Origin of the sequence: Psychrobacter immobilis (genome assembly GCF_904846185.1) — a bacterium.
Lineage (GTDB): Bacteria > Pseudomonadota > Gammaproteobacteria > Pseudomonadales > Moraxellaceae > Psychrobacter > Psychrobacter immobilis_B.
This window is the reverse complement of sequence record NZ_CAJGZQ010000006.1, coordinates 102,771-126,420: the sequence shown is the minus strand read 5'-3', so window position 1 is coordinate 126,420 and position 23,650 is coordinate 102,771. Positions and strand designations below refer to the sequence as shown.

Here is a 23,650-nt window from a genome sequence, read left to right as displayed (position 1 = left end):
AGGATGACAAGCACTTCATTAAAGGTAATAGATCAGTTATGCATAAGTTAATGATTGTTGATGATTCAAATATTATTAGAAATCGTATTCAACGCGCGTACGATTCAGGGCAGTTTATGCTGGTTGCGACGGCAACCAGTGGTGTTCAAGCCATTGAAAAGTTCAATGTCCATCGTCCTGATGTAATCACTATGGACTTGACCATGCCACAAATGGACGGGCTTGAATGCATTGAGAAAATCATTGCGATTGACCCTGAAGTACGAATTTTAGTGGTGTCAGCACTGTCTGATAAAGCCACTGGCATTGAAGCATTGTCGTTGGGTGCCAGCGGATTTTTGTGCAAGCCTTTTTCAGAAGAAGAGCTTGTAGAGTCTTTGTATGAGCTAATGCAAGACTAAACCATTCAACGACTTAAGTAGATGTCATTATGAAAGAACAAAAGCTACAGATTTTTTTAAGTATTATTAGTAATTATTTTAATCAGTTTGGGGGCGAGGAGCTTGTCGCTGACACCCCATATCTGTTAGAGAACAAACAGCCAAAAGTCCATGATTATACGGGTGTGATCGGTATATCGGGTGGACAAAAAGGCGTGGTGTATTTTTCGGCAACCCGTCAGTTATTGTCCGCTATACTGGATAGCATGGGTGAAACGGATAAAAGCGATGAGAATTATATCGATTTGGCTGGTGAAGTGGCCAATACCATCGCTGGTAATGCGCGTAAAGAGTTTGGCTCAGAGTTCCATATTTCTGTGCCGTTTGTATTTAAAGGCTCTCCACAAAGTATTGTGTTGCCGAATGATGAGCGTTCTTTTATCATTCCCATCACTTGGAACTCGCAGATAGGCGAGATTGTGGTCTGTTTGCAGGATTAACGTTGCTGCCACCGCGTCATAAAGATGGATATTAATATATTATGGTTAAAGTAGAAAAATTGGGTGTGTTTCTGAGCTCAATCAATGCATTTTTTGCACAAATTGATGGCTCGGAAGTGTCCATTGATACCCCTTATTTAAATCATAACAAGAGTGCTGTTGGTTATGATTATAGCGGCGTTATCGAGATATCAGGGCCTCTGGAAGGCTGTGTGTATGTGAGTGCACCAAGCGTGATGTTGCGAGAGGTCATAAAAGTGATGGGCGAGCCTGACTCATCGATCACGATGATGAAAGATCTGCTCGGTGAGATGGCCAACACTATCTCTGGTAATGCTCGTACTGAGTTCGGCTCAGAGTTTATTATCTCGCCACCGCATATTGTTGAGAGCGCACCAAGCGTATCTTATTTGCCAAAAGATCGCCAAAGTTACGTCACGCCATTTACGTGGCGTGGGTATAAAGCGGTCATTGGTATCTGTATTGCTTAATCTACAGCTGCTCATTTATTCAGTATAAAGAACGACGTTAATGCGTCGTTTTTTTATGCGTTATCATCCACTTAAACAGCATAATAGCGCTAGCAGTCGCTAAGCATTATATGCTAAAATACAGCCCAGCTATTTTTTATCACATCGTATTTTTACGTTCAAATGATAGCTCAATTTTTTAAACCAACCCATCAACCAATGACACACACATCATGGCAAAAAATTGCTGGGTGTTTGGCGACTTGATTAATTTGCAAAAAGTTAGTGCTGCCACAATAAGTATTAACCGTTAGCAGATGCGTGTCGCTAGATAGGCAGTTTTTGTGATGTGGAGGCATAACCCAACCAATAGGAATTTCACATGTCTACAAAGAATCCAACCAAAATCGAAATGCGCGACTTACTACAAGCCGGCGCTCACTTTGGTCACCAAACACGTTTTTGGAATCCAAAAATGGGACCATACATCTTTGGTGCCCGTAACAAGATTCACATCATTAACTTAGAGCACACAGTAAAAGCGTTTAACGAAGCATTGACTTACGTTAACGGCTTAGCTGCTAAGAAAAACAAAGTATTGTTCGTAGGTACTAAACGCGCAGCAAGCGGTATCATCGCTGAGCAAGCAGCACGCGCTGGCATGCCATACGTTGACCATCGCTGGTTAGGTGGTATGTTGACTAACTGGAAAACACTTCGCCAGTCAATCAACCGTCTAAAAGAGCTAGAAAAGCAAGCAGAAGACGGTACTTTCGCCAAGCTTACTAAGCGTGAAGCGTTAGAGCGTACTCGTGATATGGAAAAACTTGAGCGTTCACTAGGCGGTATTAAAGATATGGGCGGCCTACCTGATGCAATCTTCGTTGTAGACGTAGATCATGAAGCGATTGCTATCAAAGAAGCTAAAAATCTAGGTATCCCAGTTATCGGTATCGTTGATACTAACTCTAGCCCAGATAACGTTGATTACATCATCCCAGCAAACGATGATGCTATCCGTGCTGTGACCTTGTATGTGACTTCTATGGCTGATGCGATTATCGCTGGTAAAGAATACGCACAGACTCAAGCGGGCGGCAAAGCTGAGCAAGAAGCACCTGCTACTGAAGAAGCACCAGTTGAAGCCAAAGCAGAAGAAGCGGCGACTCCAGCAGAATAATTGGCTGACCCAAAAGGTTTAACTTTGTAAGGATAGCTTGATAGTCACACTATCTGCATCCATATAAAGTTATTAACAGCGTATAAGCTCACAATAGGCATGATGTAGTTTTACTCGTCATGCCTTATTGTTGATGGAACACTCGTTAATAAGCGAGTATTATCGCTTATATATGCCCTCGTGATGCACAATATCTGTTATTACAATGATGTCTGTTATCACGATCAACCATGAGTGCTTCCATTACTATAAGAGCGATATAGTACCAATAGATAGCAAAGATATATCTCATAGAAATTAAGCACTCCCATACATAATAAAAGGTAACTCTTATGTCAGAAGTAAAAGTATCTGCCAAAATGGTAAAAGAATTGCGTGACCGTACTGGTCTTGGCATGATGGAATGTAAAAAAGCGTTAGAAGAATCAAACGGTGATGTAGAAACTGCCATTGATAACCTACGTAAATCTGGTCAAGCCAAAGCAGCTAAAAAAGCGGGTAACATTGCAGCTGATGGCGCTATTATCATCGCTCAAGGCGACAACAAAGCATTCTTGTTAGAAGTAAACTGCCAAACTGACTTCGTTGCAAAAGACGAAAACTTTACGGCATTTGCAGAAGCAGTAGCGAATATTGCATTAGAAAACAATGTGACTGACGTAGCTGCTATCGCTGAATTGCCATATGGCAATGGTCAGACTGTTGAAGAAGCTCGTGTATCTTTGGTACAAAAAATCGGCGAAAATATCCAAGTACGCCGCGTTGAAGTATTAGAAGGTAGCAACCTTGCTTCATACCGTCATGGTTTACGTATCGGTGTTGTGGTATCTTTTGAAGGCGGCAACGCAGATACTGGCAAAAACCTTGCCATGCATATCGCAGCATTCAACCCAGTTGCGGTTGATGACGAAAGTGTAGATGCTGATTTATTAGCACGCGAAAAAGACATCATCGAAGCAAAAGCTCGTGAGTCTGGCAAGCCTGATAACATCGTTGAAAAAATGATCGAAGGTGGCCTACGTAAGTATCTAGAAGAAGTGACTTTACTACGTCAGCCATATGTTATGGACAACGAGAAGAAAGTTGGTGATGTACTAAAAGCTGAAGGCGTAAAAGTACTTGCTTTCAAACGTCTAGAAGTTGGTGAAGGCATCGAGAAAAAGCAAGAAGACTTTGCTGCTGAAGTTGCTGCAACACAAGCACTGGCTAACAAGTAATTTTTAAATTTTGCTAAGAAGAAAGGTGAGTGCTAAGCTTTCTGGTTTGGTACTCACAGATCAGCTTTATTGTTAATCTTGTATCGAACTCAAAAAATATGACAAGATAGATTATGAATGAATAGATAAAGCCTCTTAGCACAAAAAAGCCCGTTAATTATATTAACGGGCTTTTTTACGTTTGGATTCAACGGTTCATGTAGTCTTCATTTTAGCGTAGCGCATCATATGCTGAGTTGGCATAGCTGGCACTATTGCTATTACTGCTGGTGCCATAGCTGACGTTTTGTAAGCCGCTACTGAGACTAGGATTGGCGATTTGATTGCTAGCGTTCATGGTACCGCCTGATAGCCCTGAATCGTTTTTATACAAGCTATGGTAACGGCTCATGACATTTTTGACATAGTTACGGGTTTCCTTAAAAGGCGGGATGCCGTTATATTTATCAACGTTACCTTCACCCGCATTATAGCCCGCAACCGCAAATTCTACGTTGTTATTAAACCGCTTCATCAACCATGCAATATATTTAGCAGAGCCTTCGATATTATCTGCAGGGTTCCAAGGATTGCTGACTTTGAAGCGTCGCGCAGTCGCTGGCATTAGCTGCATGAGACCTTGCGCACCGACAGGTGAGCGTGCATTTGGGTTAAATGCGGATTCGCTATGCATCATTGCTTTTATAAGCCCAGGATCTACGCCATGACGCTGAGCTGAGGCGCGAATATAACTGTCGTATGAGTTGCGGCTTCCGCTACTGCTGGCAGAGCTACTACCGTAATTACTGCTGCTATTGTCACTACTACCGTCATACATTTTAGAATCTTTGTAGTAGGTGACTTTTACCTTTTTGGTGAATTTGTCAAAATTACCACTTGGATTGACGTTAGTGAGTAAGACTTGTCCGCCTTTGTCTTTGTAAATATACATATTACCTGCTTTAGCAGCAACAGATAGAGATAGGCTGGATAGGGCGACAGCGGTCAATAAAACAGGAGACAAGCAGCGAGTCACTAAGGTTGTAACATTTATCATAGGGTTATCACTTTTCATCGAGTAATAGCAAATTGCTTTGCCTATAGGCGCGTCGTTTTGCGCATTTAAGCGGTTATCGTGCTGGTAGGATTTTATCGCTGTAAACGATATAGCACCCTAGCAAAAACCACGTCTAACTAGAAACCACTCGCATTGGATACAAAAAATAATAGTTGCTTACTATAACATATAATAACTTTTCGACGCATACGATTATCAGCACAAAGTATAAAAGTCATTTTTAATTTGTAAAAAAATCAACACACTACCGTTTTTGAGTACGTTGATGGAGTATCGGCTTTATTGTTTTTAGGCGTATGTGGTACGTGAATATTCTGGCTGTGGCAATGAATGAATCATGAGAAATAAAAGCTGTTTGGAGCACTGGGAAGTGCTTTGAACAGGGTTATATAGAAAGTGCACTGATAAAAATAGGCACCCAAACGGCGGTGACCAGCCCGTTTACTGCCAGTCCAAATGCCGCATAACGCCCAGCAGTGTGGCTAATTTGCCATGCTTCGACGGTACCAAAAGCATGCGCTGCCAATCCAAGTGCTAAGCCCTTGGCACGATCATCATCGATACCGCGAAATAAAAAGCGCGCCAAAGTACCACCGATAAGCCCTGAGACAATAATAATTAAGTTCGCCATGGCTAGTGGTGCTTTGATTAAATCTGCGACACTCAGACCGATTGGGGTGGTCACTGAACGCGTTGCGAAAGCGAGTATGGTGTCGTGACTTAATGAAAATAAATAAGCCAATGACATCGGTAGCAATGCACCAACCACACTTGCAAGGATAACTATGAGAGTAAGCTTTTTGACTGGCAGACCTTTAAAGTTCATTGCTGCTAATGGTACTGCCAACAGTACGGTGACATATCCCAATAAGTGATCAAATACAGGCTTGGCAACATCGTAATAATCGTTGTAATCCCATTGTAGGATAAACAAAAATAAGAGAACAAGCGCCAACGCCGTAATCACCATCGGCAGCCATGAGAGCTTACGTGCCAATACACGAGCAGTCACATGAGCGATTAGCGTTAATAATATCGCCGCAAAGGTTGCCACAAACACGTTATCAAAAATCATTGCATTTCCTTGTTCATGCAGCTCATAGCTGTCCTTTGTGCTCTTCAACGGTGGTGCTATCGATGCTAACATCGTGATTGAGCGAACGGTTGGCAAGTATGGCAAGTCCCCAAAGCGGTATGAGTGTGCTAATAATGATCGTCAGCATAACGCCCCAAAGCTCATCACCTAAAGCAAATAGCAGTAAGCCTGCACCTGCAGACACGGGCAAAAAAGCAAAACCGCTATCCACCAATAAAGTGTTACTGGCTTGGGTGAGCCAACTGGGCAGCCCTTTAAGTAATCGCCATGCCATCAAAATAAAGAACATGGCGACCAATCCAACGATGTTGGCAGCCTTTTCTATTCCTGCTAATTGACAGATGATAACGGCTGATTCACGAACCACGATGACCATCGTGAGTGTCAGGATTAAGGCAAGCCATAGCGGCAAATGGGCGGAATGAGTAGATTTCATAAGAAATACTGGCCGATTTAGAAATAGATAGGATGGGAGCCACAAAATAGGTAACCGCACTCTAATGAGTGTGTTCTATCTATCAATGATATGAATATTGGTTGAACCTATAGCCGATGATTATATAGAGAGTAGGCAAACTAATAAAGCTTATAGCATATCGTCAGTGCGATTATAAATAGCAACAGTGTTAAGCTCGCTTACTATAATGAATGTATCATTTGCGCCAGGCTACCTTGTGCTCACTTTGAACGACATAGGCTATGGTAGCGCGTTTTGGTGATCGGAAAGCCCCAAATTTAATGCTATGTGCCAAAAAAAAGGATGATATCAATGGATATCATCCTTTTGTCTTTTATAAAGCTATTTTACAGATTCAGTCATTTATATCTTTGAGTCAGGAGTTTCCACTTCTACTGCTAATTCCTCTGACTTAGCGGCTTCAGAATTCAGCGCATCAAACTCATCAAACGCTTTTTCTTCTGCCTTGGTCATCGTCGGCTCTTCAACCTCGTCAGGCTTTTCGAAGTCTTCAAGTACTGGCATCAATAATGTGGCTTGTGCTAATGGCAGTACATCTAAAGGTTCTAAATTGGCCTGACCTAGTAGTTGTCTTAGCGTATCGCTTGGCAAGCGAATCGTTAAACATTCATGCCCGCTGTCATCGTAGCTCTCTTCCTGAATAACACCCAGCTCATATAAGGCGTTTTTTAACTGACCTGCATGATAAGGTAAGGTCAACTCAAAGGTGGTGAGTGTACCAGTCAGTAACTGCTGGACGGCTAACGACAACGCTTCCATACCTAGATTTTCTCTAGAAGAAACATAGACGCGATTGGGTTGTCCTTCGCTAGCATAACCAATATGTGCAGGCTCATCTGTCAAATCAATTTTGTTGTAGACATTGAGCACTGGTACATCATTATCAATCTCCGCTAATACGTCTTTGACCGCCTGAATTTGCTCATGCATATCTTCACTAGAAGAATCGATGACGTGTAGCAATAAATCTGCTTCCAAGGTTTCTTCTAATGTCGCATGAAAGGATTCGACCAACTCATGCGGCAGATGACGGACAAAACCTACCGTATCGACTAAAACAACACGACCAACGCCCTGCCAGTCTAAACGGCGTAAAGTAGGATCAAGCGTGGCAAATAGTTTATCCGCTGCATAGATATTCTCGTCGACCAAGCGGTTAAATAGCGTCGATTTACCAGCGTTGGTATAACCGACAAGCGAAATCGTCGGCACATCTGATTTTTGGCGGCGGGCTCGACCTTGCGCACGTGTCTGTCTGACTTTCTCGATTCTGCTTTTAAGCTGATTCACGCGCACTTGTAGCAAGCGACGATCGGTCTCAAGCTGGGTCTCACCGGGTCCACGTAGACCAATACCGCCTTTTTGACGCTCCAAATGCGTCCAACCTCGTACCAGACGCGTCGATAAATGGTTGAGCTGCGCCAGCTCTACTTGTAGCTTACCTTCATAAGTACGGGCACGCTGCGCGAAAATATCCAATATCAAACCCGTACGATCCAGTACGCGACATTTGACCAAGGCTTCAATATTACGCTCTTGTGATGGCGATAAGCTATGGTTAAATAAGACGATATCCGCATCATGTTCGCGTACCAATTCTGCTATTTCTTCTGCTTTGCCGCTACCAACGAAGTATCTGGCGTCGGGTCTTTGGCGTGAGCCTGTGACTAAAGCCAAACGATCAGCCCCTGCTGAGTCTGCTAACAGCTCAAATTCACCTAAATCATCAGGATCTTGAATTTGACGGATGTCTAAATGTACTATAATGGCGCGCTCGCCACCTTCGTGTCTTTCAAAATAATCCAAAGAGTATCACCTATTTAATAAAGTAAATATATCGCTATTATCCATTCAGTAAACGTCGATATAGCGTTCATATGACCATATATATGTGGTCTCATCAGTTAATATTAAAGCGTTATAGCACAATTAACGAGGGTTTTATGTTACAGCGTAAATGAAAGCCATAGGCAAATCAGTGAACGCAGCAGAACTGGTTGAATAAACAGCAACTCAGTGAACAAATCGTCACTGACTGAATAAATTTTGTTATACTCATGGCGCTTGTTTACGATATATAATCATATGTTTTTAACCACGAGGGACACAGATGAGCCAATCTAAGTCAGGCTTCTCACTCAGACAACAGTTGGGGCGCGGCAAACAAATTGCTGGCATGACCACTACTATCGCTGGTGGATTGCGCGCCGCCCAACGTATTGGCGCATTTAAACAGCCACCACGCGAAAAATTGCCACGCTATATTCAAGCCTTTTGCCGCAAAATGGCAGGCTCTTTTGGCGTCAAGGTTGTGGCAGTCGAGCGGGTAGAGCAGCACCACGGATTATGGGTATCCAATCATGTGTCATGGATGGATATCCCTGTGGTGGGGACACTGAGTCCTGCTTTTTTCTTATCCAAAGCTGAAATCGGTGAATGGCCTGTATTTGGTAAGCTGGCTCATGCAGCAGGCACGGTATTTATCGAGCGTGGTTCCGGTGATGCAGGGTCGGTCGCCGCCCAAATTGCCAGTTTTTTGACCAAAGGTTTCTCGGTCATATTCTTCCCTGAGGCGACCACCACCGATGGTAAGAAAATCAAGCGTATTCATGGCACGTTGCTACAAGCTGCCATAGATGCTGACGTGCCCGTACGCCCGCTGGTAATTGCTTACGTCAATAAAGACGGCACGTTAAGTGAAGAGTTGCCTTATTATGGCAAGCTTACGATGAAAGAGAGCATAAAAAAGGTGCTCGATACGAAAGATGTGACCGCCTATGTATTGCCACTTGAGCCAATAGATCCTAAAGGGTTGAGCAAAAGTGAATTGACGGATTTGTTACAAGCCCGTATGCAAGAAGGTTTGGCGGAACTGCATTCGCGAGTCTTAACGAAAGTCGCTAAAGTTTAAGCGGTGACAGCTTAATAGTTTCGAATATTTAACACGCTCTAATAAAAAAGGCGCAAATCGCTCAGTTTATAACTGCGATTTGCGCCTTTTTTGTCGATTAAAAATACAGCAGCCTCAATGCGTCAAAGTCTGGTTTGCATCAGACCATGGTGTCACCTCAAGCTAAAATTAGGGTGATGGATTGGGATGCTGTGTATGCACGGCTTCAATCGCTTCCAATACTTCTGAGCTTAAGGTTAAATGGATACTATCGATGTTGGATTTTAGCTGCTCGATCGTAGTAGCGCCAATAATATTACTGGTAACAAATGAGCGTGAGTTAACGAAAGCCAATGCCATCTGTACCATATCTAAATCTGCATCCGCTGCAATTTTGGCGTATTGAGCAGTGGCTAATAGCGCTTGTTCATTGGTATAGCGCGCAAAACGATCATACATCGTGAGTCGCGCACCCGCTGGACGTTTGCCATCGAGATATTTACCAGATAAGACACCAAAGCCAAGCGGTGAATAAGCCAATAGACCTACATTTTCACGGTGCGTAATCTCTGCCATAGCGACTTCATATAAGCGATTTAGCAAACTATAAGGATTTTGCACCGTGATAGGAGCGATCAAACCATTTTTATCCGCCTCCCATAGATAGCGCATCAGTCCCCAAGCGGTATCGTTCGATAGTCCATAAGCGCGAATACGCCCTTTTTTAATCTCATCATTTAACGCTTGAATGGTCTCTAGAAATGGCGTCAAATCATCTAATGGTTGCGATGCCATCTCTTTGGTATAGCCAAGCTGACTAAAAAAATTTGCTTGGCGTTCAGGCCAATGGAGCTGGTAAATATCAATATAATCGGTCTGCAAACGCTGAAGATTGCCATCGATGGCGCTGCTAATATGTTCGGCATTAAAACGCGTTTGCCCATCACGCAAAAAATCCATCGGCGATATTTTGCTAGCAAGAATGACTTTATCCCGCTGTTGGGTTTTATTAAACCACGTGCCCATGAAACGTTCTGTATCACCTTGCTTGTCTTTATCTGGCGGCGATGGATACATCTCCGCCGTATCCCAAAAATTCACCCCTTCGCTTAGCGCCATGTCCATTTGCTCATGTGCTTGGGTCTCGGTATTTTGCTGTCCCCATGTCATCGTGCCTAAACAAATCTTAGAAACTTTTTCATTGAGTTGTGGCAACATTTGATATTGCATATGAATGTCCTTTGTAAATGTATTTTTATAGCTGACAGTTTTTTAAGCGATTACATGAGCTTTATGCCAGTGACACCAGGCGGGGTAACTTTAAAGATTTTTACTTTAAATAACAGGGATTGTCCGGCAAGGGGATGGTTAAAATCCACTTCGACTTGATCGTCATCGAGTGCACTAATCGTACCCGGCAGCGTGTTTTTGCCTTTGTCTTCGAATTCTACCATCATGCCGATTTCTGGATTATCAGCGATTAACGCAAACTGAGTACGGCTGAAATGTTGGATGTTGTCAGGATTCCAATCGCCAAATGCCTGCTCCGCTTCAAGGTGGGCAGAGCGCGTGTCACCTGCGCGCAGGTTCATTAATACCTGCTCAAAGCCAGGTAATAAACTTTCATCACCAATGGTGAGCGTCACAGGCGCATCACGGCTAAAGGTAGAATCAATCATCGTACCGTTCTCTAGTGATACTTCAAAGTGCAGCTTTACAAGGCTACCAAAAGTGATACGGGTGTCTTCATTGGGATTGATAAATTGTGAGTCGGTCATAGTCAACAGCCATTTATTACGGGATTAGGAATTGGTTTGGCAAATAATATAAGGAATGATAAGCCATCTTGGAGAGTATGTAAGCGTAAATAGTGTAACGCAAATAGTGTAATATATTTGGCAATTCTAAGAGCAGGCAGGGGTTTTATGGTAAATAAACAACAAGGTCACATTAAAAAGTGGCAAGATGACAAAGGCTTTGGTTTTATCGAAACGCAGAATGGTGATTCAATATTCTTTCATATCAATGAGTTTAAAGCGCGTCGTCGCCCTGAGGTCGGTGAGCCCGTTGTTTTTACATTTGGGCAGGACAATCAAGGGCGTATGCAAGCAAAAGATGTACAAGAGCTGAGCTTTGTGCAGCAAAAAATGGCGCAAAAAAATCAGAAAATCCGTCAGCGTAATCACAAACGTAGCATGCAAGCAGACTTTGAAGCGGGACAAAAGAAACGTTTGTTCCTTGGTGTGGGCTTTTATGGCGTATTAATCTTGTTGGCTGCCATGAACAAGCTCAGCTGGCTGGTTGTGGGTTGGTATGTGGCTTTGGGTCTCATTACTTATATGATGTATGCCAAAGACAAAGCCGCTGCTCAGAATAATGATTGGCGCACACCTGAATCAACCTTGCATCTGCTAAGTGCGCTGGGCGGTTGGGTGGGCGCGATGGTTGCGCAGACGTATCTACGCCACAAGTCGCAAAAGCCTGAATTTCGAGTGGCGTATTATTTGACTGTTCTCATCAATATGGCGGGGTTGTTGTTTATATTGACAGGAGGAAGCTTGAAATTTTTGCAAGGATTACTTGATTCTTTGGTATAAAAGCACTTGTTTATTTATCATAGTGAGCGGTGTAGTTTTGATGTTTAATGCTTAAGTCTAAAATAAACGGCTGATGAAACATCAAAGTTTTATATCTTGAGTGGCTGGTTGCCGTGCATTGGTATTTTGTGCGAGTATGATGAATTGTACGCAATAAGCACGATTTTTCAGGATAAACCTTAAATGGATTTAATTAATAATAAAAGGCGAACGCAAGTGATTACTTTATACAAATACACCCATCCAAGTCGCGCTGAAACGGTCATTTGGGCATTGCAGGAGGTGGGCTTAGAATATGAGACCAAAGAAATAGATGGCAAAAAAGGAGAGCAGCGAAGCCCTGAGTTTCTAGCCGTTAATCCCTTTGGTAAAATCCCTACCATCACACATGAAGGCAAACACTTTACTGAGTCGTTGGCTATTATTGAATATCTCAATGAGTTACACCCTGACAAACCTTTGACACCAAACACAGCAGATAAGAACTTCGCTGAGAAAAACTATAAACTTCGCCAAGTGATTTCATTTGGCATGATCGAGATTGAGAGTTATCTATGGATACTCACCAAAATCAAGGTATTAGACAATTATGAAAACTGGCCTGAGGGTACCGCTAACAACTGCATGAAGTGTATCCAAAAAGCCCTACCGATTGCTTATGCTTGGGTAGATGAGCAGGAGTATATAGCGGGGGACAGCTTTACGCTGGCAGACATTTATTATCAGCATTTGTTTTCATGGTTGAAGATGCTGGGCGTTGCCTTGCCTGAGCAGGTTCAAGATTATCTTAAAAAATTATCGAAGCGAGAGAAATTTCCTAAGAAATAATCAATCATGACTTTCAGCTGTTAAGAGTGGCGTATAGGCGCAATACTCTATGCTAACTAATAGCCTTTATCAGAAAAAATGATGAATAAAAAAGGTGGGTTACGACTGAGTAATCCACCTTTTTTATTTATAAATTGAATTAATATCTCTAGCTGTAGACGGTTACGACCGTGGCATTTCACGCTTTTTTTCCAAAAACAGCATGTCAATGACAATCAACGCCACACCGATACTAATGCCCATATCCGCAATATTAAAGATAGGGTAATGCCAGACATCAGCGTTGTGTACATGGATGAAGTCGATGACGTGACCATGTAGCAAGCGGTCAATGAGATTGCCAACCGCACCGCCGAGCACTAGCGCTAGACCTGTCGATAGTAGCTTGGCTTGGCGCGGGGCTTTTATTAGGTAGCCAATTAAGAACAATGACATCAATAATGCCAATCCCGAAAAAAACCACTTCTGCCAACCACCAGCATCTGCCAAAAAGCTAAATGCCGCGCCATAGTTGTATGCCAATGTCCAATTCAGAAAAGGCTCAATCACAGGCACTGGCTCATGAAAAGTCAGCTTAGTTTCAGCCAGCCACTTCGTCCATTGATCGATGATTAGCACGACCAACGATAGGAGATACCACGTAAACGCACGACGGCCATTTGCAATCATTTTTGGCGTCTTATTCAAACGACTTTTCGGTGTCGTTGAGCTGCCTGTGGTTGCATGAGCTGGCTCAGGTGATTTATCGACTTCACCATATGGCAGCTTGTTGTCTGATGATTCTGTTGAGTTAGGCGTATGGTTAGGCATAGTGGCGCACCTCACCATCACCGCTGACGTTAGTCACGCAGCGCGCGCAGAGTTCTGGATGTGCACTATCCGTACCGATATCATCACGGATATGCCAGCAGCGTACGCACTTGGTGCCAGCTGCGGCGCTCACATTGACCACTAAGTCTGCTGATTCATCCGTGCTGCCGTCAGTTTGCTCATCTGTGCTTGTTTTATCGGCAGGAGCGTCGCTCATTGGTTTCAAAGTTGCGCTACTAGTGATTAGTACAAAGCGCAGCTCTTCACCCAGCTTGGCTAAGCTTTCATGCATTGCACCGTCAGCATATAGATTAACATCGGCAGACAAGTTAGCGTTGATGATTTTTTCACCACGTGCGGTTTCGATATGTTTATTGACCATATCCTTTGCCAACATGATACGTTGCCAGTCATCGTTGCTGATCGCGCTTAGCTCAAATTCTGGAAATTTATACCATTCTTCAGTAAATACGTAACTGTCAGCGCCATGCAATACTTCCCACGCTTCTTGTGCGGTGAATGACAAAATCGGCGTAATCCAGCGAATGAGTGCCTGAACGATATGGTAAATCGCCGTTTGCGCAGAGCGACGCGGCTGTCCATCAGTCTGAGTCGTATATTGACGATCTTTGATAATATCTAAATAGAAGCTACCCAAATCTTGCGAACAGAACGCAGTAATATGCTGGGTGACTTGGTGAAAATCCATCGCATCATAAGCACTGATGATTTGTGCTTGCACGGTTTGCGCGCGCTCAATGATGAATTTATCAAGGCTGACCAGCTCATTGATATCGACGCTGTTGGTCGCAGGATCAAAGTCGTCGGTATTGGCAAGTAAGAAACGCAGGGTGTTACGGATACGGCGATACATATCGATTGCACCTTTAAAGACCGTTTTACCTGCGCTCATCTCATAGCGATAGTCGCTTGAGGCAATCCACAAACGCAGCATGTCCGCGCCTGTTTTGTTGATCTCTTCCTGCGGCGTGATGATATTGCCAAGTGATTTACTCATCTTGCGACCGTTTTCATCAACCACAAAACCATGCGTCAGTACTTGCTTAAATGGTGGGCGACCGTACATGGCTTCTGAAGTCAATAATGACGTCTGGAACCAACCGCGATGTTGGTCAGAGCCTTCCAAGTAGATATCTGCTGGGTTGGTCAATTCATCGCGTTGTTCAAGTACGGCAAAATGCGTCGTGCCAGAGTCAAACCAAACGTCTAAGGTGTCGGTTGCTTTGTCATAGTCCGCGGCTTCCGCCCCTAAGAAATCTTCACAGCTGGCATCAAACCAAGCTTCCACACCGCCCGCATCGATTTTTTGTGCAGCGACTTCCATCAGCTCAAGCGTGTTTGGATGCAGCTCGCCTGTTTCTTTATGGGTAAAGAAAGTAATCGGCACGCCCCATGTACGCTGACGTGAGATACACCAGTCTGGGCGACCCGTCATCATGGCTTCAATACGGTTTTGTCCCCATGCTGGTGTCCAGCTTACTGCTGGAATATCAGCAAGGGCACGCTCACGCAGACCTTTGGTTTCCATATTAATAAACCACTGCGGCGTTGCGCGGAAAATAATCGGTGACTTATGACGCCAGCAATGTGGATAGCTATGCTCAATCTTGGTATGACTGATTAGATGTCCATTGTCGTGCAGTGCGGCGATGATTTTTGGATTGGCCTTATAAATGTGTTCGCCCGCAAATACCGCTGCGCTGTCTAGGTAGACGCCCGTACCACTGACTGGGTTTTCAACAGGTAAGTTATATTTAAGACCGACGATATAATCGTCAAGACCATGACCGGGTGCCGTGTGCACGAGTCCAGTACCACTATCTGTGGTTACGTGATCGCCTAGGATTAATGGCACTTGACGGTCTGCAATCAGTGGATGCTGGGCACGCAAGCCTTCAAGCTCGCGCCCAGATACGGTCGCTAGGATACCGTTATTTTCTAGTTTGAGTTCCGTTAGTGCTGTTTCAACCAAATCCGCGGCTAATAGCAAATTACCTTTTTCAGTCGCCACCACACTATAGTTATGCTCAGGATGTACAGAGATGGCTTGGTTAGCAGGTAGCGTCCAAGGTGTCGTCGTCCAAATAACAGCGGCGATATTACCCACTACGTCAGCCAACGCCGCAACCTTATCGGTATCCAAAACATCGAAGCTCACATAGATAGCATCAGATACTTTATCTTGGTATTCCACTTCCGCCTCAGCCAGCGCAGAGCTACAGTCTAAGCACCAGTTGACTGGCTTCATACCGCGAGTGACATGACCATTGTCATAAATTTTGGCAAGGGCGCGTACGATGTTGGCTTCTTGATGGAAGTTCATCGTTAGATAAGGGTTGTCCCAATCGCCAAATACGCCTAGACGCTTAAAATCTGCCTTTTGCAATTCAATCTGGGTGCTCGCATACTCGCGGCATAGACCGCGGAACTCAGTCGCCGATACTTTTTGACCGACTTTGCCGACTTTGGCTTCGACCTTTTGCTCGATAGGCAAACCATGACAGTCCCAACCGGGGACATAAGGCGCGTCAAAACCGGATAGCGTTTTTGACTTCACGATAATGTCTTTGAGTACTTTATTAACCGCGTGACCCAAGTGAATCTGACCGTTGGCGTAAGGAGGGCCATCGTGCAAAATGTATTTGGTCGCCCCAGCACGTGCCTGACGAATTTTGCCGTACACATCATCCGCTTCCCAAGCAGCAAGCCAATCTGGCTCGCGCTTGGCAAGGTTGGCACGCATCGCAAATGGCGTATCGGCAAGGTTTAGCGTGTCTTTATAATCCTGGCTTGGCGTATCAGTACTTTTATCAGTCATAGAAGGTGTCTTTTTAGAAAATGGATTAAAAATCGATGTAAAGTCAGATGTGACATTTAGGGTAATGCTTAGCTGGCTGCTTAACCGTTGATGATCGCTTTCTCACTTATAATATATCGCTGTGCATCAACGTCATAAATATGCTCACGTCAATAATAAATGCTATCGAGACGAATGCAACATAAAATATGCTTATGGATAATAAAATACCGTGATAGCAATAAACTAAAAAGAGGCAATGAGATTGGCGGCTATTATATGACAAAAAGGCTAGGGTAAAAAGAGCTGGTCAGTATTGTCCTTATTTTAGCCAAAACCAATTATCTATATCAGTGATGCATCACCTATTGAATCATACGGATGGCAAGTGCCATTGTCTACCGACTGAACTCTAAATAATTGGACTCTAAACAGCAGGCTAAGCATTAAAAAACTGATGATAACCATAAGCGCAATTTGAGCGACCATAAGGGTTGAATGCCCGTCAAACCTTGAGTCATCTCGCCATTCTTTAAGATGACATACGAAGGCGTCACTTGCCCTTGCCAATCAGCGAAGATGCTGCCTTCTTGATCGTTTATTGTCGTAAAGCGATAGCTGTTTTCATTAAGGTAGCGATGCAGCTCTTGGTCAGTGCCTGATTTAATGGCAATCGTAACGACCGGATAATCATTTGCGGCGGCAAGTTTGTCTATGGTCGGCGAGGTGATACTACAAATGGGACACCACGTGCCCCAAAAATACACCAGCGTTGGTTGTTCATTGCTCAGCGCCGCTAAGTCAACGACTTGCCCTTGATAATCGGTCAGTTGCAATTGCGGGTTGGCTGGCATGATAGGTTGTCGCCACCAATTGATAGCGGTATAAATAACAGCAAATACCAAGCCATATATGAGTAGATTTTTAGCGATAGACAACCCCTTTTGCTTGGGTGTTTTCTTTGGCTTTTTAATGGGTTTTTCAGTATCAGTATCAGTCGTCATAATGGCTGCTTTTTTGCTATAGGTATTGTATAAATGGCTTTGATAAGTGGTTGTTGATAGATAAAAATAAACGGCTGAAATGTCAGCCGTATTATTCATAAATTTTATTAAACCGTGTTCAGTGTTGGTATTTTAAAGTGACTGATTAAGGTTTTTGCGCACGGTTTTGTAGTGGGTCACCGAGCAGGACACTACCAGAGTTTTCGAGGCGCTCATCATCGCTTAGCTTACTGGCTGATACTTTAGATTTTCTCTTCCATTTCAAACTATACAAGTCATCACGGCGATCAAGCAGATTATGTACCGAGCCTTCGTTACGGACATGAATAAGCTTGTCTAAGTTCACATCTGAGAAAAATACCATCTCAGTGTTGGCGGTGGTTTCTGCCATGATCGCATCATGCGGGAAAGCAAAATCTGATGGCGAGAAGATAGAAGACTGCGCATATTGAATATCGAGACTTTCAACTTGTGGTAAGTTACCAACCGAACCACAAATCATCACATAGCATTCGTTTTCAATTGCACGTGCTTGGGCGCAGTGGCGCACGCGTAGATAGCCGTTTTGCGTATCGGTCCAAAATGGGACGAACAAGATGTCCATGTCATCAAGTGCCATGAGGCGGGCAAGCTCAGGAAATTCAACATCATAACAGACCAAAATACCAATACGACCAGCATCGGTATCAAACACCTTGACCTCGTCACCGCCTTCGATGACCCAAGCGCTACGTTCATGCGGGGTAATATGGATTTTGCGCTGCTCTTCGACCGTACCATCGCGGCGGCACAAGTAGCTGACATTATATAATGTATCGTCCTCGTCCAAGTACGGCATAGAGCCTGTAATGACGTTGACGTTGTAGCTGACCGCTAAATGCGATATCTCATTTTTAAACCATTCTGTATAACCGGCTAAAAATCGAATAGCGACGTTTTGATCCGTCGATTCACACAGCCCCATCAATGGTGCGTTAAAGAATTCTGGTAAACAAGCAAAGTCAGAGTTGTAATCAGCCATAATATCGACAAAGAATTCGACTTGCTGCAGCAGCTCTTCAGGTGACTCGACTTCACGCATTTGCCATTGGATGCCACCAATACGCACCTCAGACTTACGAGTGTTTGGCTTATAGTCCTGCGGCTCATAATAAATATTTGCCCACTCAAGTAGAGTAGCAAAACCTTTAGATTGTTTATCGTCAGGCAAATAAGCTGTTAAGATACGCTTGACGATAAAGCCATTTGAGAGTTGGAAAGACAACGCAGAATCATGAATTTCACGAGCCGCAACGGCTTCAATATATTCACCAGGTGTGAGATCTTGATGGTTATGATAGTTCGGGATACGACCACCAGCCAAAATAGCTCGGAAGTTTAACTGGCGACACAGCTCTTTACGGGCATCGTATAATCGACGTCCTAGGCGGTAACCACGGTATTCAGGGTCGATCAGCGCATCTAAACCGTAAATAGCATCGCCTTCAGGGTTGTCTCTGATAATTTCTTTATGACCAATCAAGTCGTCGTAGGTGTGCGGGTTAGAAAACGTGGCATAATCAACACGCATAGATAACACGATACCAATCAATTGATCATGGTCAAATAAAGCGATCTGACCTTCAGGGAAGGCATCAATTAAGGTGTTAATAGTGTTCTTTGACCATGCACCGCCCAAGTTGACATAGACACGATCCATCAGTGCTTTTAATTGTGGATAGTCTTTTTTCTTGATTTCAGCGATGGTTAGATGAAAGTCGTCTAGTTTTTCTATTTTGCTCATAATGTTCCTGTTTTGGATCTTTATTAATTTTAGTGATATCAAATAGCATGCGTTGCCACAATTCAGTTGGCAATTTTTTGTGTAAAAAAAGTGATAAAAATATTCCAATCATAAAATATTATCGTTACAATCAATTATCACTGTATTTACAATAGGTTATGAAGATAATTTATCTTATAACTTCTGTCAGCTTTGGCGTTACTGACGTGTTTTTTGAATCTCATATCATTTTAAAGTAGCTACAAATTAGAGTGCCTGTAAATGAGAGTAGCTATGAATTAAAGTGACTATAAAATTTTCCACAATGTTCACAAACAGTCGTTGGGGTTAATACAAGCCAAGTGTTTGGTACAGCTTCTAACCTGAGGGTGTCAGTACAGATATTTTGTTAGCTTAACATTATTTTTAAATAGCATATCTTAGAGCGCTTCGTTTTGATCTATTTGTTTTGCTGGTTATCATAACAAGCTACTCAAGTAATGACAGTTTAACGTGGTAACTATTTGCTACGTTTTTGTGAGTCGCTGTCTTTTTTATTGGGGCGTTGTTGTGTTTGTTTTGTTTAGCCTTATTTAATCGGTTTTTTAGGATTTTTTTATTATGCCCTCAAGTCACAACAATAGAGTCAGTAGCTGGGATGAGATAGAAGACTCAGCGCTGGTTCAATTGGTGTATGTTAGTAGTTTGACGCTTGTCTCACGTTTAAGCGCCTCTATATTTGATGAAGTAGAATGTCATGCGCGTAACTATAATCAACAGCATGGCATTACAGGTACTCTATGTTATGGTAGTGGTCATTTTTTGCAATGCATCGAAGGTGAGAAAGCGCACGTATTTGCCTTAAAGCAACGCATATTTGCGGATAATCGTCATAAGAATACTGAAATATTGCTGTTGCAGACGATAGAACATCGCCGTTTTGCGGATTGGCGTATGCGCTTATTATTTTTAGAGCGTTGGTTATGGTCACCAGCGAGCAAAAAGCAAGCCGCACAATTATCGCCATATTTGCCATTTGCGCCGCATAATTGGTCACCTGATCGTACCGAGAATTTTTTACAAATCATCAAAACCTTTGATACGCCGCCACATATCAAAGCGGCTGGTATTACCTATAATGCACTGGGCAACATGTTTCGTCATATCGCCGCCCCGCACCAAGCATTTTTAATCGTTCAAGGTTTTTTAAGTGTGTTATTAGTGGTAGCGCTAGTGTTGTTATTTTTATAAATAATCGCTTTGATAAGCCAAAAAAAGACGCTAAACCATCACGTTTAGCGTCTTTTTCATACTCGCTTATTTATTACTTTAATTATTAAATAAGCAATTACATATCAAAAATTTTGCCACGGTTCATAATGTTATTTGGATCAAAGACTTTTTTTACCTCTCGTAAGTACTCAATCTCAGTCTCACTGCGGCTATATTGTAAATAAGGCTTTTTAGTCATACCGACGCCATGTTCAGCCGAAACCGAACCGCCATACTTCTGTACCGTCTCAAACACGTGTTTGTTGACGATTTGACACTCGGCGAAGAAATCATCTTTGCTCATGTTTTCAGGCTTTAGAATATTAAGATGCAAGTTGCCATCGCCGATATGACCGAACCAGCAAACCTCAAAGTCAGGGTAGTTGCTGCTGACGATGTGATCAATCTCGGTGATAAACTCAGGGACATAGCTTATCAGTACGGATACATCGTTCTTATAAGGGGTAAATACTGAAATGGTTTCAGAAATGTATTCGCGCAATTTCCACAGCTCTTCAGCCTGTGCCAAGCTCTGGCTCATGACACCATCGACGACCCAGCCTTGCTCCATACAATGCTCAAATATCGCCATGGCTTTATCCATGATCGGCTCGTACGGCGCTTCGAACTCTAATAGCGTATAGAACTTGGTACGCGACTCAAATGGCTCTTGTACTTGACCGTGTGCCATCAACTTATCAATCGCCACATCATCAAAGAATTCAAACGCGGTCAAGTCAATCTTCGCTTGAAAGGCTGATAGCACATTCATCACATCATTAAAGCTGTCCATACCAAGTACCATGACATTTAAGTCTTGTGGCTGACGCTCAAGCTTGATTTGCGCATGGGTGACAAGCCCAAGTGTGCCTTCGCTACCGATAAACAATTGACGCAAGTCATAACCCGTGGCGTTCTTGACCATACCGCGATTGAGCTGCAAGATATCGCCTTTACCAGTGACCACTGTCAGCCCCATGATCCATTGACGAGTCATGCCATAGCGTATGACTTTGATACCGCCTGCATTGGTGCCAATATTGCCACCTATTTGACTTGAGCCAGCTGAGGCAAAGTCGACAGGGTAGTACAAGTTTTTAGACTCTGCGAATGCTTGCAACTGCTGCGTGATAACACCTGCTTCGACTTCAACTATTCGATCGGCTTGATAGAATTGTCCGATACGGTTCATTTTATCCATACTGACGACAATCTCGCCATTGGCGGCGACGGCGCCAGCTGACAAACCGGTACGACCGCCACTTGGCGTTAGCACCACATTGTGCTCATTGGCAAGCAGTACGATGGCTTGTACTTGCTCAGTGGTCTTTGGGAAGACGATGGCAGCAGCAGCAGGCGCAAAATGCTTGGTCCAGTCCTTGCCCCAATGCTCTAAGCTCTCAGGGTCGGTTTTGATTTGGCTGGCGTCAAACTGATGAACATCCATCAAAGTGCTCAAAATAGTTTGAACAGCAGCTGTATGGGTTGCAGAGGTGCTTTGGCTAGATAAAGAAGTCATGGTCAAATCTCGGTATAAACGTAAGCGCTATGCCTAAAGGGGATTATTATATCGCTAAATGGATATAAACATAGCCACATAGGTATGTTTATATAGTACGTATTTATATGATTATAAGTGAGCCAGTAAAGCAATGATAGAAAGATGTCATGTTGCGTGCTTATATGGCGGTAAATGGCAAAAAATAGTTTAATAAACGTCGAACAGCGTGATTTACTATAGCATAAAAAGTTTTCAGGCTTGATAACCAATAATTCATCTAATCTGCTAACATCGCCGCCCAATTTTGTGTAAGATATCCAGACTGTTTTCGTTTCACCCACCCTATAGTTAAAGCATTGGTAAGTGGTTACGACGTTAACCTCATTTAATGTACTCAGTGTATGGTTTGCGCTTGGTTACTTTGTACCTACTTTAAACGGCTTCGACTACAGATTATCCCTCAGATAATTTTACAAGACAATTATAGGACAGTTCTCATATGGCGTTATCACTACAAAAAGACAAAATCCGGTTTTTATTGCTTGAAGGTCTACATGACAATGCTTTAAAAGTATTGGAAGGAGCTGGTTATCATAATATCGAGAATATCAGTCACGCATTAGATCAAGATGAGCTGATCGAAAAGATTAAAGACGCTCACTTTATCGGTATCCGTTCGCGTACGCAATTGACACGTGAAGTACTTGAGCACGCGCACAAGCTCATCGGTATTGGCTGCTTTTGTATCGGTACTAACCAAGTAGACTTAGACGCCGCTCGTGATTTGGGTATTCCCGTCTTTAACGCGCCATACTCAAATACCCGTTCGGTGGCTGAATTGGTATTGGCCGAAGCCATCATGCTATATCGCGGCATTCCTGAAAAGAACGCGACCGTACATCGTGGCGGTTGGGGCAAGTCTGCGACCAACTCACATGAAGTACGTGGTAAGACGATCGGTATCGTCGGTTACGGCTCTATTGGCTCGCAACTGTCTGTCTTGGCAGAAAGCTTTGGCATGAAAGTCATTTATCATGATGCTGTGACCAAATTGCCACTAGGTAATGCGGTACAAGTAGGTAGCTTAGAAGAGCTACTATCAACGGCTGACATCGTGACTTTGCATGTACCTGATGTACCAAGCACCCGCTACATGATGAAAGCTGAGCAGTTCGCCCATATGAAAGACGGCAGCTACTTCATCAATGCCGCTCGTGGTACTTGCGTAGAGATTGATGATTTAGCCGCTGTGCTTGAATCTGGTAAAATCTTGGGCGCAGCGATCGACGTATTCCCGAAAGAGCCAAAATCAGCTGATGAAGAGTTTGAATCACCACTGCGTAAATTTGATAACGTCATCTTGACGCCGCATATTGGTGGTTCAACGCAAGAAGCGCAGGCCAATATCGGACTTGAAGTCGCTGATAAGTTCGTTAGATACTCTGACCAAGGTGATACGGCAACCGCAGTCAACTTCCCAGAAGTTTCTGTTCCGTTCAAAGAAAACTCACACCGTCTGCTACATATTCATAGAAACGTACCAGGCGTGCTGTCACAGATTAACCGTCTGTTTGCAGAAGCAGGGATTAACATCCTCGCGCAAAGCCTGATGACAGAGGGCGATGTCGGTTATCTAGTGATGGATGTTGATTATAACGATTCAGATGCCGCACTAGATCAACTAAAAGACGTAGAAGAAACGATTCGTGTGCGTATTTTGTTTTAAGTTATAGTGATAACTTATTCATAAAAAAGAGGCTAATAAGCCTCTTTTTTATTTTTAAACTATT

21 protein-coding genes are annotated in these 23,650 nt (G+C 43.4%); 10 read left to right on the top strand and 11 right to left on the bottom strand.

The genetic code is table 11. The features are described 5' to 3' along the window. The first annotated feature begins 38 nt into the window (after nucleotides 1–38). From JMW94_RS04880 to tsf, 5 genes are all read left to right on the top strand, one after another. Nucleotides 39–401 (top strand): response regulator, encoded by a 363-nt coding sequence (locus JMW94_RS04880; RefSeq protein WP_045443633.1) that lies wholly within the window; start codon nucleotides 39–41, stop codon nucleotides 399–401. Nucleotides 402–430: 29 nt separating this feature from the next. Next, nucleotides 431–880: a chemotaxis protein CheX gene (locus tag JMW94_RS04875; RefSeq protein ID WP_045443636.1), complete on the top strand. Its 450-nt coding sequence runs from the start codon at nucleotides 431–433 to the stop codon at nucleotides 878–880. Between the two features lie 41 nt (nucleotides 881–921). Further along, nucleotides 922–1,371 carry a chemotaxis protein CheX gene (locus tag JMW94_RS04870; RefSeq protein WP_045443639.1) on the top strand — a complete coding sequence of 150 codons (450 nt, stop codon included), beginning with the start codon at nucleotides 922–924 and terminating at the stop codon, nucleotides 1,369–1,371. Between the two features lie 361 nt (nucleotides 1,372–1,732). Then, on the top strand, nucleotides 1,733–2,530 hold the full coding sequence (rpsB, locus tag JMW94_RS04865) for a 30S ribosomal protein S2 (protein WP_045443642.1): 798 nt from the start codon (nucleotides 1,733–1,735) through the stop codon (nucleotides 2,528–2,530). Between the two features lie 332 nt (nucleotides 2,531–2,862). Next, the gene (gene tsf / locus JMW94_RS04860; RefSeq protein WP_045443645.1) at nucleotides 2,863–3,747 is read left to right on the top strand and encodes a translation elongation factor Ts; all 885 of its coding nucleotides are present in this window, start codon (nucleotides 2,863–2,865) and stop codon (nucleotides 3,745–3,747) included. A gap of 211 nt (nucleotides 3,748–3,958) precedes the next feature. Here the strand turns inward: tsf and JMW94_RS04855 are convergent, their stop codons facing one another. The 4 genes from JMW94_RS04855 to hflX all read right to left on the bottom strand — a co-directional run bounded on the left by JMW94_RS04855 (nucleotide 3,959) and on the right by hflX (nucleotide 8,184). Next, on the bottom strand, nucleotides 3,959–4,783 hold the full coding sequence (locus tag JMW94_RS04855) for a lytic transglycosylase domain-containing protein (protein ID WP_193007699.1): 825 nt from the start codon (nucleotides 4,781–4,783) through the stop codon (nucleotides 3,959–3,961). A gap of 406 nt (nucleotides 4,784–5,189) precedes the next feature. Then, nucleotides 5,190–5,879 (bottom strand): LrgB family protein, encoded by a 690-nt coding sequence (locus tag JMW94_RS04850; protein WP_201539772.1) that lies wholly within the window; start codon nucleotides 5,877–5,879, stop codon nucleotides 5,190–5,192. Nucleotides 5,880–5,901: 22 nt separating this feature from the next. Continuing rightward, entirely contained in the window at nucleotides 5,902–6,336 is a 435-nt protein-coding gene (locus JMW94_RS04845) for a CidA/LrgA family protein (RefSeq protein WP_201602161.1), read from the bottom strand. A 384-nt stretch (nucleotides 6,337–6,720) separates the two neighbouring features. Then, nucleotides 6,721–8,184 carry a ribosome rescue GTPase HflX gene (gene hflX, locus JMW94_RS04840; protein WP_201602158.1) on the bottom strand — a complete coding sequence of 488 codons (1,464 nt, stop codon included), beginning with the start codon at nucleotides 8,182–8,184 and terminating at the stop codon, nucleotides 6,721–6,723. Nucleotides 8,185–8,488: 304 nt separating this feature from the next. On the opposite strand from hflX, the gene JMW94_RS04835 reads away from it, so the two are divergent. Continuing rightward, nucleotides 8,489–9,289, top strand: coding sequence for a lysophospholipid acyltransferase family protein (locus JMW94_RS04835; protein WP_109591016.1), 801 nt, complete (start codon nucleotides 8,489–8,491; stop codon nucleotides 9,287–9,289). Nucleotides 9,290–9,457: 168 nt separating this feature from the next. Here JMW94_RS04835 and JMW94_RS04830 read toward each other — a convergent pair whose 3' ends face one another. Both JMW94_RS04830 and JMW94_RS04825 read right to left on the bottom strand, forming a co-directional pair. Further along, a complete protein-coding gene (locus tag JMW94_RS04830) occupies nucleotides 9,458–10,498 on the bottom strand; it encodes an aldo/keto reductase (RefSeq protein ID WP_201602142.1) in 1,041 nt (346 codons plus the stop codon). Between the two features lie 50 nt (nucleotides 10,499–10,548). Further along, on the bottom strand, nucleotides 10,549–11,046 hold the full coding sequence (locus JMW94_RS04825) for an FKBP-type peptidyl-prolyl cis-trans isomerase (protein ID WP_201602139.1): 498 nt from the start codon (nucleotides 11,044–11,046) through the stop codon (nucleotides 10,549–10,551). Between the two features lie 147 nt (nucleotides 11,047–11,193). Between JMW94_RS04825 and JMW94_RS04820 the strand changes: the two genes are divergently transcribed. Further along, nucleotides 11,194–11,865 (top strand): DUF1294 domain-containing protein, encoded by a 672-nt coding sequence (locus tag JMW94_RS04820; RefSeq protein WP_060490442.1) that lies wholly within the window; start codon nucleotides 11,194–11,196, stop codon nucleotides 11,863–11,865. Nucleotides 11,866–12,048: 183 nt separating this feature from the next. Then, a complete protein-coding gene (locus tag JMW94_RS04815; protein WP_201602123.1) occupies nucleotides 12,049–12,693 on the top strand; it encodes a glutathione S-transferase family protein in 645 nt (214 codons plus the stop codon). Nucleotides 12,694–12,855: 162 nt separating this feature from the next. Here JMW94_RS04815 and lspA read toward each other — a convergent pair whose 3' ends face one another. From lspA to JMW94_RS04795, 4 genes are all read right to left on the bottom strand, one after another. Continuing rightward, nucleotides 12,856–13,503: a signal peptidase II gene (lspA, locus tag JMW94_RS04810; RefSeq protein ID WP_201602120.1), complete on the bottom strand. Its 648-nt coding sequence runs from the start codon at nucleotides 13,501–13,503 to the stop codon at nucleotides 12,856–12,858. After that, the gene (gene ileS / locus JMW94_RS04805) at nucleotides 13,496–16,342 is read right to left on the bottom strand and encodes an isoleucine--tRNA ligase (RefSeq protein WP_201602117.1); all 2,847 of its coding nucleotides are present in this window, start codon (nucleotides 16,340–16,342) and stop codon (nucleotides 13,496–13,498) included. Before ileS ends, lspA begins: the two co-directional genes overlap by 8 nt. Before the next feature lie 425 nt (nucleotides 16,343–16,767). Continuing rightward, nucleotides 16,768–17,325, bottom strand: a complete 558-nt coding sequence (locus JMW94_RS04800; RefSeq protein WP_201602102.1) for a protein disulfide oxidoreductase — start codon at nucleotides 17,323–17,325, stop codon at nucleotides 16,768–16,770. Between the two features lie 145 nt (nucleotides 17,326–17,470). After that, nucleotides 17,471–19,108, bottom strand: coding sequence for a carbon-nitrogen hydrolase family protein (locus tag JMW94_RS04795; protein ID WP_045453728.1), 1,638 nt, complete (start codon nucleotides 19,106–19,108; stop codon nucleotides 17,471–17,473). Between the two features lie 600 nt (nucleotides 19,109–19,708). Between JMW94_RS04795 and JMW94_RS04790 the strand changes: the two genes are divergently transcribed. Next, entirely contained in the window at nucleotides 19,709–20,338 is a 630-nt protein-coding gene (locus tag JMW94_RS04790) for a BLUF domain-containing protein (RefSeq protein WP_201602099.1), read from the top strand. Nucleotides 20,339–20,435: 97 nt separating this feature from the next. Here JMW94_RS04790 and JMW94_RS04785 read toward each other — a convergent pair whose 3' ends face one another. Further along, entirely contained in the window at nucleotides 20,436–21,806 is a 1,371-nt protein-coding gene (locus JMW94_RS04785; RefSeq protein WP_227685423.1) for an FAD-binding oxidoreductase, read from the bottom strand. Nucleotides 21,807–22,359: 553 nt separating this feature from the next. On the opposite strand from JMW94_RS04785, the gene serA reads away from it, so the two are divergent. Further along, complete coding sequence (gene serA, locus JMW94_RS04780; RefSeq protein WP_201602093.1) at nucleotides 22,360–23,586, top strand: phosphoglycerate dehydrogenase; 1,227 nt, start codon at nucleotides 22,360–22,362, stop codon at nucleotides 23,584–23,586. Nucleotides 23,587–23,650: the final 64 nt, after the last annotated feature.